15 protein-coding genes are annotated in these 12,783 nt (G+C 44.7%); 10 read left to right on the forward strand and 5 right to left on the reverse strand.

Features of this window, described 5'->3' with window-relative positions:
- Window positions 1–8 precede the first annotated feature (8 nt).
- The gene (locus F551_RS0109895) at window positions 9–365 is read left to right on the forward strand and encodes a winged helix-turn-helix transcriptional regulator (protein WP_018997350.1); all 357 of its coding nucleotides are present in this window, start codon (window positions 9–11) and stop codon (window positions 363–365) included.
- A gap of 58 nt (window positions 366–423) precedes the next feature.
- Here F551_RS0109895 and grpE read toward each other — a convergent pair whose 3' ends face one another.
- The gene (gene grpE / locus F551_RS0109900) at window positions 424–1,047 is read right to left on the reverse strand and encodes a nucleotide exchange factor GrpE (protein WP_018997351.1); all 624 of its coding nucleotides are present in this window, start codon (window positions 1,045–1,047) and stop codon (window positions 424–426) included.
- 2 nt (window positions 1,048–1,049) lie between these two features.
- On the reverse strand, window positions 1,050–2,165 hold the full coding sequence (hrcA, locus tag F551_RS0109905; RefSeq protein WP_051089164.1) for a heat-inducible transcriptional repressor HrcA: 1,116 nt from the start codon (window positions 2,163–2,165) through the stop codon (window positions 1,050–1,052).
- Between the two features lie 157 nt (window positions 2,166–2,322).
- Here hrcA and rph point away from each other — a divergent pair, with 157 nt between their 5' ends.
- A complete protein-coding gene (gene rph, locus F551_RS0109910; RefSeq protein WP_018997353.1) occupies window positions 2,323–3,057 on the forward strand; it encodes a ribonuclease PH in 735 nt (244 codons plus the stop codon).
- 60 nt (window positions 3,058–3,117) lie between these two features.
- Here the strand turns inward: rph and F551_RS0109915 are convergent, their stop codons facing one another.
- Both F551_RS0109915 and F551_RS0109920 read right to left on the reverse strand, forming a co-directional pair.
- Complete coding sequence (locus F551_RS0109915; RefSeq protein ID WP_018997354.1) at window positions 3,118–3,375, reverse strand: helix-turn-helix domain-containing protein; 258 nt, start codon at window positions 3,373–3,375, stop codon at window positions 3,118–3,120.
- 23 nt (window positions 3,376–3,398) lie between these two features.
- A complete protein-coding gene (locus F551_RS0109920) occupies window positions 3,399–3,983 on the reverse strand; it encodes a DUF2975 domain-containing protein (RefSeq protein ID WP_018997355.1) in 585 nt (194 codons plus the stop codon).
- A 132-nt stretch (window positions 3,984–4,115) separates the two neighbouring features.
- Between F551_RS0109920 and rdgB the strand changes: the two genes are divergently transcribed.
- Both rdgB and hemW read left to right on the forward strand, forming a co-directional pair.
- Window positions 4,116–4,730, forward strand: coding sequence for an RdgB/HAM1 family non-canonical purine NTP pyrophosphatase (rdgB, locus tag F551_RS0109925; RefSeq protein WP_018997356.1), 615 nt, complete (start codon window positions 4,116–4,118; stop codon window positions 4,728–4,730).
- Window positions 4,730–5,881 carry a radical SAM family heme chaperone HemW gene (gene hemW / locus F551_RS0109930; protein WP_018997357.1) on the forward strand — a complete coding sequence of 384 codons (1,152 nt, stop codon included), beginning with the start codon at window positions 4,730–4,732 and terminating at the stop codon, window positions 5,879–5,881. The genes rdgB and hemW overlap by 1 nt, the downstream gene beginning before the upstream one ends.
- A 55-nt stretch (window positions 5,882–5,936) precedes the next feature.
- On the opposite strand, the gene F551_RS0109935 is transcribed toward hemW, so the two are convergent.
- On the reverse strand, window positions 5,937–7,295 hold the full coding sequence (locus F551_RS0109935) for a penicillin-binding protein activator (protein ID WP_081621174.1): 1,359 nt from the start codon (window positions 7,293–7,295) through the stop codon (window positions 5,937–5,939).
- On the opposite strand from F551_RS0109935, the gene rsmI reads away from it, so the two are divergent.
- From rsmI to F551_RS0109965, 6 genes are all read left to right on the forward strand, one after another.
- Window positions 7,289–8,287, forward strand: coding sequence for a 16S rRNA (cytidine(1402)-2'-O)-methyltransferase (gene rsmI / locus F551_RS0109940; protein ID WP_018997359.1), 999 nt, complete (start codon window positions 7,289–7,291; stop codon window positions 8,285–8,287). The genes F551_RS0109935 and rsmI overlap by 7 nt on opposite strands.
- A gap of 1 nt (window position 8,288) precedes the next feature.
- A complete protein-coding gene (locus F551_RS0109945) occupies window positions 8,289–8,675 on the forward strand; it encodes a YraN family protein (protein ID WP_018997360.1) in 387 nt (128 codons plus the stop codon).
- 156 nt (window positions 8,676–8,831) lie between these two features.
- Entirely contained in the window at window positions 8,832–9,713 is an 882-nt protein-coding gene (locus F551_RS16590; RefSeq protein WP_018997361.1) for a BON domain-containing protein, read from the forward strand.
- A gap of 88 nt (window positions 9,714–9,801) precedes the next feature.
- On the forward strand, window positions 9,802–10,749 hold the full coding sequence (gene gshB, locus F551_RS0109955) for a glutathione synthase (RefSeq protein WP_018997362.1): 948 nt from the start codon (window positions 9,802–9,804) through the stop codon (window positions 10,747–10,749).
- Between the two features lie 96 nt (window positions 10,750–10,845).
- Complete coding sequence (locus F551_RS0109960; protein WP_018997363.1) at window positions 10,846–11,163, forward strand: hypothetical protein; 318 nt, start codon at window positions 10,846–10,848, stop codon at window positions 11,161–11,163.
- Between the two features lie 73 nt (window positions 11,164–11,236).
- On the forward strand, window positions 11,237–12,775 hold the full coding sequence (locus F551_RS0109965) for a YifB family Mg chelatase-like AAA ATPase (protein ID WP_018997364.1): 1,539 nt from the start codon (window positions 11,237–11,239) through the stop codon (window positions 12,773–12,775).
- Window positions 12,776–12,783: the final 8 nt, after the last annotated feature.

Genomic DNA, 12,783 nt, shown 5'->3' on the forward strand with positions numbered 1-12,783 from the left:
TAATTGATATGAAGTGGGATGAATTATCAGATGACTGGTGCCCAATAGCACGGGCAAGTTCGATTGTTGGAGATCGTTGGACTCTCCTTATCGTACGAGATTGCTTTCTAGGCGTAAGCCGCTTTGACCAATTTCAGAAAAATTTGGGTATTACACGTCATGTGCTTGCCCAGAGATTGAAGAGATTAGTTGCAGTCGGTGTGCTTGAAAAAAAGCCCTATCAGACACGTCCTGAGCGTTATGATTATGTCCTTACAGAACGAGGAAAAGAGCTTGGTCCAGTGCTTGAAACACTGAGACATTGGGGAAGAGAGTATCTTTCTATTCGTCGGCAGGCCGGTATTGGTGAAACAATCGATGAATAAATAAAAAAGGACGCCCAGTAAAATGAGCGTCCTTTGAACTTTTAAACCTATAAATAATTTATTCGCTGGTAGAAGCGCCTCCACCAGCGCTGACCGCAACCATGGCCGCGCGAAGTGTTCTGTCTCCAATTTTCCAACCAGATTGAAATGTTTCAGCTACGGATCCATTAGGTTGGTCAGATGGAATTTGTGAAATTGCTTGATGAAAGTTTGGGTCAAAGCTTGCACCCGGAGCCGCATCAATTGCGATAACACCATTACGTGCAAAAGAAGCGTGAAGCTCTTTTTGCGTCATTTCAATTCCGGCAAGTAAACTTTTTCCTTGCTCAGACAATTGCTCTTTAGCTTCGTCGCTGACAGCTGATAGTGCACGTGTCATATTATCAGATACTGACAATAGATCTCCTGCAAACTTTTCAATCGCATAACTACGTGAGTCAGCAATTTGTTTCTCTGTGCGTTTACGCAGGTTTTCCATATCAGCCATCGTACGGACGAGCTGATCTTTGATTGCGTTGCGTTCAGCTTCCAATTCAGCAATACGCGCTTCTGGTTCATTTTCTACAGGTGCTGTATCTTCTGCTTTTTCGGCACCTTCTGTTTGAACTTCTTCTTCAGTGTTTGTCACTTCTTCTGCTTCTTTGGCAGTTTCATCTTTTGGCGTTTGCGTTTCTTCGCTCATCGCTAATCCTCTAATTTTTCGGTCGAACCACCATCCAATAATCGACCAACAACTTGCGCTGTATAATCAACCATTGGAATGACGCGTGCATAATTCAAACGCGTTGGACCAATAACACCCAGTGCTCCTACAACTTTCCGCTCAGAATTCATATAGGGAGCAACAATAACACTTGAACCAGAGAGGCTAAAAAGTTTGTTTTCTGCACCAATAAACAGACGAACTCCTTCAGCTTCATGTGCTCGGTCAAGCACTTGTATCAAACTTTCAGTTTTGTCCAGATAAGAAAATAAATCTCTTACCTTATCGACATCTTCAGCTAATTGTTCGTCACCCAACAGGTTGGCTCGACCGCGTATGATGAGTGAGCGCCCTCTGATAGGGTCTTCACCAGTCCAGTGGGCCATTCCAGCTTCAACTAATGTCGATGCTTTTTCATCGAGTTGAGCGCGTTTTTCACGCACTTCTGTAAGAATATCTGATTTAACTTCGGAAAGAGTTTTCCCACGCAAACGAGCGTTTAGGTAATTGCTAGCTTCCTGTAATGCTGAAAGTGGCATTCCATCAGGAAGAGAGATAAGTCGGTTTTCTACATCATCATCTGAAGAAACAATAACTGCTAGCGCTTGACCAGGGCCGACGGATACAAATTCAACATGTTTGATTGCAGAGCCATCACTTTTGGGGCTCGCAACTAAACCGGCACCGCCCACTAACCCTGAGAGTAGTTCTGATGCTTCGCCAAGGAAATCCTCAGGAGGGCGGTTTTGTGCGGCTGAAAGGCGTTGTTGGATTTTACGTTTATCAACAGCGCCTAGTTTCATCTGTTGAACTTCCATAAGCCCATCAACGAAAAGCCTTAGACCTTGGTGCGTAGGTAGCCTCCCAGCAGACGTGTGAGGACTATCCAGTAGACCTTGCTCTGCTAGGTCGGCCATCACATTACGGATGGAGGCTGATGACAGGCTGATACCTCTTCTTGCAATAGTACGTGACCCCACTGGTTCACCTGTTTCCAGATATGCGTCTACTATTTCACGAAATATAGTTCGTGAACGTTCATCCATTGCTGAAAGCTGGGATTGGGGAGAAGAAGGTTTGGAATTCATATCTCTCATAGAATAGAGATAGTTATTCTTGGATGCAATGCGAATTGTTTGCATTGCCAAACCATACTTGCTTCCTGTATCGCCTTTTCAAATAAGTTTCATACAATTTCGTCGTATAGCTTCAAAGAGCTGGCGTTATTGTCCGTATTTTTAGGAATTAAGAGCCATGAATCAATTTGAACGTCCTTCCAGTCGTACACCAGAATCTCTTCGTGAAGTGAGCATGGAGGTTGGGGTAACAAGATATGCAGAAGGGTCATGTTTGATCAAATTCGGGCATACGCATGTATTGTGTACTGCGTCTTGGACAGCAGATGTTCCGCGCTGGATGAAGGGCTCTGGAAAAGGGTGGGTGACTGCAGAATATGGAATGTTACCAAGAGCGACGCACACGCGTGGACGCAGAGAAGCTGCAGCTGGAAAACAATCAGGCCGTACACAGGAAATTCAACGTTTGATCGGTCGCGCCCTTCGATCAGTCACAGATCTTGAAGCTCTTGGTGAAAACCAAATTACAATAGACTGTGATGTTATTCAGGCCGACGGTGGAACGCGTACGGCTGCAATTACAGGCGGGTATGTGGCCCTCGCAATTGCAATCAATTACCTCAAAGAAGAGGGTGTAATCGAAACAAACCCGCTAACTGCCCAAGCTGCAGCAATTTCTTGTGGTGTGTATAAAGATGTGCCTGTGCTTGATCTAGACTACGCAGAAGATTCAAATGCTATGGTGGATGCGAATTTCATTATGTCATCTGATGGTCGTATTATCGAAGTTCAGGGGACTGGTGAAGAACGTCCTTTCTCACGCGATGAATTCATGGCGATGAGTGATTTGGCTGATGCAGGCTGTAAGGACCTCTTTAAGCTTCAATTGGAAGCTATTGAACAATCCAAATAAGATTTGACGATATGAAATGTGAGGAGGAGATTTAATTTTCTCCTCATTTTGAAAGCCGACTTATTCGGCGGCGGTTCGCTGACCTTCTTCATCAGAATCGTTTAATTCATCCTCTTCATCTTCCCAGATGAGAATGTCTCCAGGCTGACAGTCCAGCTCTTTGCACAATGCTTCGAGCGTTGAAAAACGGATCGCCTTTGCTTTTCCAGTTTTCAAAATGGATAGATTAGCCAGCGTAATACCAACGCGATCACCAAGCTCTGTCAAAGACATGCGGCGATCTAAAAGGACCTGATCTAGTTTTACACGAATTGTCATGGGTTTTGGGTAGGGCCTTTTGTCTAAATGGTCATTTTTTGATCTTCACGAAGGCGAGCACCTTCATCAAAGACTTGAGATAGAACGACCAGAACGAGTACCGCCCCCCAAGTGATAAAATCTGTCATCATTAGGCGTTGAGCTATTCCAACTGTTTCAAGTTGTGTTTCAACACCTAACATATTGATAATAAAAGCTATTAATGGATTTACAAAAATTCGAGCGAGTTCGAGAAAAGCAAGAATTAGCGCAATTTTTTTAAATCGTTTTGCATTTTCTGGGACAAATGGGTCGCCTTCAACAAGAGTTTCGAAAACTCCTCTGAGGTTTGAAGCGATCGACATCACCCCTATACATAAAATTGAACCAACCAATGCGAGGCTGGTTAATCGAAACGGATCAGCGTGTAGAGAAATTTTTCCGAGAATTGAATTTTCAACCATTCCTCCACTTAACATGGTGATGATTGAAAGAATGGTGATGATCCAGATAAACCCGAGTGCAGCACACGCTGTTATCCAGAATATATCTACCAATACCTTCAAGACAGAAGATAAAGACCCGCGACCGATTGCGCGTAGCTTTAATGTGTCTTCAATGCCGCTCATTAGGTCAGAAAACCTTCCGATCAATAATTCAAATTCTTTCTTCGTTTTTCAAACGAATACTGTAGACAGTTAGATGTGACACATTTATTATCGAAAAACAATATATCACATGCATTTTGTCTGGAGCCAATTATGACTGATTCGCCACAATCTAAGAAACTTCAGCCCGGTAAGCTAGTTGCAGCGACACATAATCAGGGGAAAGTGCGTGAATTACGTGATCTCCTCGTACCGCTTGGATTTGAGCCGATCTCTGCGGGTGATCTTGATTTACCAGAGCCTGAAGAGACTGGTTCTACTTTTGAGGCGAATGCAGAATTGAAAGCTCTGGCAGCGGCAAAGGCATCTGGATTTCCAGCGTTAGCAGATGATTCAGGTTTAGCTGTGGATGCTTTAAATGGTGCTCCTGGAATTTATTCAGCGCGCTGGGCAGGGGAGAGCAAGGATTTCACTGTGGCAATGGAAAAAGTCAACCAAGCGCTCGAGGATGAAAAGGCCGCTGATAGAAGCGCGCGTTTTGTTTGTGCATTGTGCGTTGCTTGGCCGGATGGTGAAACAGTGACTTACCGCGGAGAAGTTGAAGGCGAATTAGTCTGGCCACCTCGTGGGAATCAAGGATTTGGATATGACCCTATATTTGTAGCGACAGGAGAGAGCATTACTTTCGGTGAAATGGAACCAGAGCGTAAACATGCCATGAGCCATCGTGCGAACGCATTCAAATTACTGACGGAAGCACTGCTTTAATGCTGGAATTTGAACCTCATCGCGGATTTGGGGTTTATATTCATTGGCCTTACTGCGCCAAGATTTGTCCTTACTGTGACTTCAATGTTTATGCGGCAAAACAACGAGATGTTGCTCCCTTGTTGTCGGCTATCGAAAAGGATCTGACAACGTGGAGGGAAAAGACCGGGCCGCGGCAAGTTGATACGATTTTCCTTGGAGGAGGCACACCTTCGCTCATTCCTCCCAAAGAGGTGAAGTATTTGATTGATGTCATAGCTAGCATGTGGGGATTAGCGCCGGATGTCGAGATTTCTTTGGAAGCTAATCCTGATGATAGAAGTGCTTTCGTCGGATTAGCAAAAGCAGGCATTAATCGCTTGTCGTTAGGCGTACAGAGCTTGAACAATGACGCTCTCAAATTTTTAGGGCGCAATCATAATGCAGAAGAAGCGCTACGAGCTATTGAAGAAGCTAGAAGTGCTTTTCCATCACTTTCATTAGATTTCATTTATGCACTTCCAAGGCAAAATTTGATAGAATGGAAACAAGAGCTTTCAGGAATTATTGATCTAAAAGCAGATCATTTATCTCTATATGAACTGACCATTGAGCAACGTACTGCATTTGGAAAAGCTGTTGGGCGTGGGGAGTGGCAGCCAGCAGATGATGATACAGCCGCTGATTTGTATGAGATAACTCAAGAGATGATGTGCGAAGCGGGGTATCCCGCTTATGAAATTTCAAATCATGCCATAAGTTCGCAGCATCATGCACAGCATAATCTTGTGTATTGGAATTCGGGAGATTGGCTTGGTATTGGGCCGGGTGCTCATGGAAGGGTCACTATTGATGGTAATCGCTATGAAACTGTTGCTGAGAGACGCCCCGAGAAATATATTTCTGTAGTGGAAGATACTGCTTTGGGTTTAGCTTCTCAAAATATATTAACCATTGAAGATGTCGCGAATGAGCGTGTCATGATGGGGTTACGCAAAACTTCCGGCATATCAAAGTCAGACTTTGAAGTTTTGGTAGGAAGAAAATTCAATCAGGAAACTCTATCAGAATTTATAGATGATGGATTGCTTGAAGAGACAGACAATAACTTACAGCTCACACCAGCAGGGCGGCTACTGGCTGATTATGTGAGTTCAAGATTGGTTCTTTAATAAAAAAGCCAGCCTAATGAGGACTGGCTTTATATATTTTCATCGTAAGCTATTTTTAGAAAACATCTGGTTCAAATGTTGTTTGAGCTGGATCGATAACACGAACATCTCCGCGACCTGTAACTTGCACAACTGATAGTCCGCGTTCAATTGTGCCATTGGTTTTAAAACGGAAAAGTCCGTTAGTGCCGATGAAACCATCGCGGCGCTCGAGAGAAAGGCGGTTCAATGAACCTTCGCTCAGCATCATCAAAGTCATGAGCGTAGCGTCATAGCCTAGTGAGGACATGCTGCTGGCATCTGCACCATTGATTTGCTTATATATATCTTTGTATTGCGTAAGGGCGGATGGATCAGGAGCCGCGAACACACCACCTTCAAGCGTTGGTTCACGCCAAACTTGAGACGAATTCCAAAGGCCAGTCCCAAGTAATTTAACCGATTTGATATCCACATCATAATATGGAAGCAATGGCGCTACACTGCGAAGGCGTGTTCCTTGTTCTGGAATAAGGACGGCAATTTCGCCTGGCGTATATTCATCCGCTTCGATGAGTGTTTGGGCTAAACGTTTTGCTGCATCAGTGGGTGATGGATTTTTAGGGTCATACAACTCTGTTTTAATTACAGTCGTGTTGCGCAAGCTTGCTTCAAAACGAAGGGCGCTTTCAACTTTATATCCATAGTTATTAGCCGGCCCAAACATCGCAAACTGAGTGATGCCATTTAAGGTCGCCCAATCAACAATACGTTTAACCTCTTCTTCAAGAGGAAGAGAAACTAGATAGACACCATTACCTGCAACCTGACCATTAGTCGAAAATGCAAGAATTGGAATACTATATCTTGAAGCGATTTCGTTCACTGCAGATACGTTTTGAGCGAATACGGGCCCGATGAAGGCATCTGCTCCTTCATTGATGGCGTCTATAGCTGCTTGGCGAGCTTTAGACTGAACGCCTCCAGTATCTTTTGGTATAAGAATGACATTCTCTATCCCAGCTTGGAAAAGAGCCATTTCCGCACCTGCTAGAATGCTTTCGGCTTGCTTCCTAACACCAGCATTTGAACTGGTTAGGGGCAGAAGGACGGCAATTTCCGACATTCCTTCAAAAGCTGCTGGATCCAACCCTCGAAGGTGACGTGGAATGACGCTTCCAACTGGGTTTATTTCAGATTGTTGAAGCTCGGGAATTTGATTTTCCTTTACTTCTTCCTTAGGCTTAGGTGGCTCAGGGCGCTCTGGTCTTGTTGATTCTGGTCGCTCTTCACCGCGGTAAATTGGGGTGGTGGGGCTGGTGTCAGTCGTTGCGCACCCAGCAAGTAATGCCAAACTTAGCCCTAGCGCTGCCAGTGATCGACCGCTAATGGTGAAGGAGTATTTTTTATCCCGAGCATTGGGCAGTGATGTCATCTTCAAATTTCTCCAGCGGCCAACAAGGCGCAAAACTTAATTCTGATAAGTCCGATTCAGATGAAACTGATTTGGACCTTGAGCCGGACAATAGTGTCGAGGTTGAAACAACACAAGCATCAGATGCGGTTGTTAACTCTATGATTCGACCAAATTCAGACCTTAATGGTGGTCTTTACATCGTCGCAACGCCGATTGGTAATTTACGAGACATAACTTTAAGGGCGTTGGATGTGTTGGCTTCAGTGGATGTTGTCTATGCAGAAGATACACGGGTCGCCAGCAAACTTATGTCCGCCTATGGTTTAAAACCTGAGCTACGACCATATCACGACCATAATGGGGCAATTACACGGCCTAAAATTATAAGAGATTTGGATAAGAACAAGCGTATTGCTTTAATTTCTGATGCAGGAACGCCGTTGATTTCGGACCCCGGTTATAAATTGGCGAGGGAAGTTATTGATGCAGGGCATTTTGTAACCACCTTGCCAGGGGCATCAGCTCCTTTGGCTGCACTCACGATATCTGGTTTGCCATCCAACAATTTTCTTTTCGCCGGATTTCCACCTCCGAAACAGGGTGCTCGTATCAAATTTTATGAGAAATTCAAAAATTTGGAATCCACATTGATCTATTTTGAAGGTCCATCGCGCTTGGCAAAAAGTCTAAGGGATATGCATGACGTTTTTGGAGAGCGTGAGGCGGTCTTAGCGCGTGAATTAACCAAGCGATTTGAAGAAGCTATTCGATTACCGCTCAGTGCATTGGCCGCAAAAATTGAAGAAGAGGGCCCACCTAAGGGTGAATTGGTGCTGTTAATTAGTCCACCTCAAGCGGATGAGACTATCGATGAGGCTGAACTGGATTCAGCAATAGTTGAAGCCTTAACCGATATGTCTGTGAAGCAAGCATCATCGCAAATTGCAGAAAGATATGGGTTGAAAAAAAGAGATGTTTACGCGCGAGCACTTGAATTAAAAGATAAGTGAAATGTTTGAGCGGTCCAATTCATCGGGAAAATCAACGCGGCAGATACGTGAAAAACTGGGCCGAAATGCAGAATTACTCGCAGCCATTTGGCTTAGGCTAAAAGGGTATAAAATTCTTGAAAAACGGCTTCGGCTTAAATCCGGAGAAATTGACCTCATCGCAAAACGTGGAAAAATGATTGCCTTTGTAGAAGTCAAAGCAAGACAAACGGTTGAATTAGGCTTGTCGTCAGTTCCGGACCGTTCATGGAACCGTATCGCGCGCAGTGCACAGATTTGGATGTCGCATAAAAACCAATATTCAGATCACGACTGGAGGTATGATTTGATTATTGTTTGCCCGCGAAAATTACCAATCCATCGCCGTGATCATTGGCGACCCAAATAAATTTGATCAGTTTCTCAAAATATATACGCTTTTTTCAGGTGTCATATGTCAAATCATTGTGAAGAATTTTACATGTGCGTCTGTTGATACTTACCCTATATTGTTAGTGGTCAAAGAATTTATTGGTTAACAGACTTGGTATTCAGGAGCCTGAAGATGAAATATCGTGTAGCTGCAATTGCATTGCTTGCCACAGGCTTGGGTGGTTGTGCCGTTGTTCAAGAAAAGACATTTGGTGAAAGCCTCGATGAAGCATCAGCTTCAAGTCAAATCAAAGCGAGACTCCTTAGTAAGGGTGGAGGGCGTTTTAAACAGGTAGACGTTGAAGTCACATCTCGTCTTGTGTTGCTAACAGGCCGCGTGGATAGCGAAGAAGACAAAGTAGCCGCTGATCAAATAGCATGGAGTGTGCGTACCATTGATGAGGTGGCCAACGAGATTGAGGTTATTCCTAAAACCAAAATTCTTGAAAATCTTAATGATGAATGGATCACTGCCAAATTGCGGTCACGCCTTGTTGGTGATGCAGAAATCAAAAGCGTGAACTACAATATCGAGACCTTTAACGGTGTTGTCTACCTGCTCGGATACGCGCGAAATCAAACCGAATTGAAACGTACAGCGGAGCATGCAAGCTTAATTAAAGGGGTGAAGCGTGTTGTGTCTTATGTGAAGATGAGAGATCGCTCACTACCACCGGGGTATACTGCTGAAACAGGGCCACCTCCGGGATATAATGCACCTCCAGCGCCGATTGAGACTGCTCCGTCAGTTTCACAATATCCAAACTCTCAGCCTCATAATGGACAAGTGGGATATGTAGATCCTAATCCGCCTCAGGAATATGATGATTCTGGACTTTATGGCGGCGTGAATGATCCAGTTCAATCTCCATACGTGGATCCTGCGGATTCAAATGTTCAGTACGATTCAGAGGGATATTTGATCGAAACAGATCAACAAAACTCTCAACCTGCTTCAGGTGGGTATTCTGACCCGTATTCTGACCCTTTTGGAGATAATAGCTCTTATAATTAAGAGCTGATTACACTATCTATAGGGCCCAAGAGCATTCTCTGATTTTATATTAGAGAGTGAGTACGCATGTCGGAGGCTGATACGTAAAATGAGAATTGCTGTTCAAATGGACCCGCTGGAAAATGTAAATCCAGAAGGGGACACGACATTTGCGATGATCGAAGAAGCTCAAGCACGAGGGTTCTCGGTTTGGGTCTATAGTGTGGATGACCTTTACTACGATGCCGGTGAGGTCAAAACTTGGGCAAAATCTGCAAAAGTTTTCCGACGTGATGATGGCCACTGTGAGCTAGGTGATAGAGAATTATTGGACCTACGTGCAGATGTTGATGTTGTGTTGATGCGACAAGATCCACCTTTCCACATGGGGTATCTAACAGGGGCACATTTGTTGGAATTGATCCACGAAGACACTTTGGTAGTGAATGATCCTGCATGGGTGAGATCTAGCCCAGAAAAAGTGTTTCCATTGGAATACCCAGAACTGCAACCTCCAACATTGATCAGTCGTTCATTGGAGGCTGTTCAGGCATTTCGAGACAAGCATAAAGACATAGTGCTCAAGCCATTATATGGTCACGGCGGTGCATCTGTAGTGCGTATCAAACCAGATGATGGAAACTTTGAAGCCCTTGTTGAAATGTTCCAAGAAAAAGCGCCGGAACCATTTATTGCTCAAGCTTTCCTCCCTGATGTCACGGCTGGAGACAAGCGTATTATTCTTGTAGATGGTGAACCTTGTGGGGCGATAAATCGTATGCCTCCAGAAGGAGCGATTAGGTCCAATCTTGTCGTCGGCGGAACCGCAGAAGGCTCTGAATTGACAGAGAGAGAGTTAGAAATTTGTCGAACGATCGGCCCTGAGCTGAAACGCCGTGGTTTGATATTTGTCGGCATCGATGTGATCGGCGATTACATGACTGAAGTGAATGTGACATCTCCTACGGGTGCACAGGCCATTAAAAAAATGACTGGCATCGATCCTGTGGCTAAGATGTGGGATGTTATTCAGGCTAAGTTCAAAAATCGTACGTAAAATTCAACCTTAAAGTTGACAGAATATAGGCTTATGGGTCGAATAAAGATATGTAACACTCATCAAGCTAGAGTAGATGTGAAGGAATTCTTCGTTATGAAACAATTATCATTGAGTATTTTAGCATGTGCTGCAGTTGCATTTGTTCCGGCTGCATGTGCTGCGGATGAAGAAGTAACGCCTCCTAAAGAGACACAGGAAGCTACTTCAGAAACATCGAGCTTTAATTTTGCGATTCCAGGTGATGATACAACGCCGGCTTCTTCAGGGTTTAACTTCAAGAATGCCGATGATGCTTCTGAAGGTCAAACAGCTCTTGGCAACATAGATCTGCCAACAGATGATGGTGCATCTATCGAAACTTTTGACACCGAACTCACTCTTCCAAAGGCTGAAGACGAAGCCACAGAATAATCAAATTTGACCTTGTTCCCTAAATGTTCTATCGCTATTAGCAGTAGTGACCGAGACTGTTTGGGGGGATATCATGGTCAGTCGAATTACGACTTTTGCATTTGAAGGTGTAACCGCTAATCCGGTTGATGTGCAGGTGCAATTATCTAGTGGTCAATCGAATTTTGCGATCGTTGGGTTGGCCGATAAAGCAGTCGCGGAAAGCCGAGAACGCGTCGGTGCTGCTTTTTCTTCTCTAGGTTTGTCGCTTCCTCCCAAAAGAATAGTTGTGAATTTGGCGCCTGCGGATTTGCCAAAGGAGGGCAGCCATTATGACTTGGCTATCGCTCTTGCCCTTTTGCAAGCAATCGAAGTTATTCCAAATGGTGCACTGGAAGATTTGGCCGCCATTGGAGAATTATCACTCGATGGCAAAATAGCGGTCATCCCCGGAGCACTACCTGCTTCAATGGCAGCGGTAGGGTTGGGTAAAACTTTGATTTGCCCAGAAAGTTGTGGGCCTGAAGCGGCTTGGTCAGGCGGGCAGGTTTTAGGTGCTAAAAGTCTAATGGCGCTGATTTCCCACTTTAAAGGCAACCAACAGATACCTTCATCAAAAGCAGGTGAGTTAAAAGCGGATGTAAATGTGCCTGATCTAAAAGATGTGAAGGGACAAGAAGGCGCAAAAAGAGCATTGGAAATAGCCGCTGCGGGCGGCCATAATTTAATAATGATGGGTCCGCCTGGTTCTGGAAAATCAATGCTTGCTCAACGTCTTGCAGGTATTTTACCATCACTTTCTGCTCATGAATTGTTAGAAGTTAGTCAAATCCAATCAATTGCAGGGACTTTGGAGAAAGGACAGCTATCTCGTATCCGCCCGTTTAGATCTCCGCATCACTCAGCGAGTATGGCTGCATTAGTTGGAGGAGGGATTAAGGCGCGTCCAGGTGAAGTTTCGCTGGCTCATCATGGTGTATTGTTTTTAGATGAGTTACCCGAATTTTCCAGTCAGGTATTAGATAGTTTGCGTCAACCATTGGAGAGTGGGGAAGCGGTCATCTCCCGCGCCAATCGGCATGTAAAATATCCCAGTCGGTTCCAGTTAATAGCTGCGGCAAACCCTTGTAAATGTGGGGGAGGGCCATCTGAAAGCATGTGCCGCCGAAAACCAGCTTGTAAGGCGGATTATATAGGGCGAGTTTCTGGTCCGTTTTTGGATCGCATGGACATATTTATAGATGTTCCTGCCGTGACCGCGATGGATTTGACATTGCCGGCTCCAACCGAGGGAAGCAAAGAAGTAGCGGGACGTGTGCTTCGGGCGAGATTGCTTCAAGAAAAGCGTTATGAAAATTCCAGTCATTCCCGAAAACTGAACGTTGATGCGGATACATCGGCAATTGATCAATTCTGCACTCCGGAGCAATCCGGCGTAGACCTACTAATGCAAGCTGCAGAGAAACTTGGCTTGTCGGCGAGGGGGTATCATCGTGTCTTGAAGGTATCCAGAACCATTGCTGATCTTGATGGTACAGAACAGATAGCACGTGTTCACGTGGCAGAAGCGCTTAACTATCGATTTAGACCAATAACTGCTTCAAAGGTCTCAAATGATATCTTAAAGGCTTGAAATAGCGT

Origin of the sequence: Hirschia maritima DSM 19733, assembly GCF_000378345.1 — a bacterium.
Taxonomy (GTDB): Bacteria; Pseudomonadota; Alphaproteobacteria; order Caulobacterales; family Hyphomonadaceae; genus Hirschia; species Hirschia maritima.

Excerpts from the sequence above, each read along its gene's own strand:
- F551_RS0109895 (WP_018997350.1), top strand. The coding sequence starts at position 9 with ATGAAGTGGGATGAATTATCAGATGACTGGTGCCCAATAGCACGGGCA.
- grpE (WP_018997351.1), bottom strand. The coding sequence starts at position 1,047 with ATGAGCGAAGAAACGCAAACGCCAAAAGATGAAACTGCCAAAGAAGCA.
- hrcA (WP_051089164.1), bottom strand. The coding sequence starts at position 2,165 with ATGAGAGATATGAATTCCAAACCTTCTTCTCCCCAATCCCAGCTTTCA.
- rph (WP_018997353.1), top strand. The coding sequence starts at position 2,323 with ATGAATCAATTTGAACGTCCTTCCAGTCGTACACCAGAATCTCTTCGT.
- F551_RS0109915 (WP_018997354.1), bottom strand. The coding sequence starts at position 3,375 with ATGACAATTCGTGTAAAACTAGATCAGGTCCTTTTAGATCGCCGCATG.
- F551_RS0109920 (WP_018997355.1), bottom strand. The coding sequence starts at position 3,983 with ATGAGCGGCATTGAAGACACATTAAAGCTACGCGCAATCGGTCGCGGG.
- rdgB (WP_018997356.1), top strand. The coding sequence starts at position 4,116 with ATGACTGATTCGCCACAATCTAAGAAACTTCAGCCCGGTAAGCTAGTT.
- hemW (WP_018997357.1), top strand. The coding sequence starts at position 4,730 with ATGCTGGAATTTGAACCTCATCGCGGATTTGGGGTTTATATTCATTGG.
- rsmI (WP_018997359.1), top strand. The coding sequence starts at position 7,289 with ATGTCATCTTCAAATTTCTCCAGCGGCCAACAAGGCGCAAAACTTAAT.
- F551_RS0109935 (WP_081621174.1), bottom strand. The coding sequence starts at position 7,295 with ATGACATCACTGCCCAATGCTCGGGATAAAAAATACTCCTTCACCATT.
- F551_RS0109945 (WP_018997360.1), top strand. The coding sequence starts at position 8,289 with ATGTTTGAGCGGTCCAATTCATCGGGAAAATCAACGCGGCAGATACGT.
- F551_RS16590 (WP_018997361.1), top strand. The coding sequence starts at position 8,832 with ATGAAATATCGTGTAGCTGCAATTGCATTGCTTGCCACAGGCTTGGGT.
- gshB (WP_018997362.1), top strand. The coding sequence starts at position 9,802 with ATGAGAATTGCTGTTCAAATGGACCCGCTGGAAAATGTAAATCCAGAA.
- F551_RS0109960 (WP_018997363.1), top strand. The coding sequence starts at position 10,846 with ATGAAACAATTATCATTGAGTATTTTAGCATGTGCTGCAGTTGCATTT.
- F551_RS0109965 (WP_018997364.1), top strand. The coding sequence starts at position 11,237 with ATGGTCAGTCGAATTACGACTTTTGCATTTGAAGGTGTAACCGCTAAT.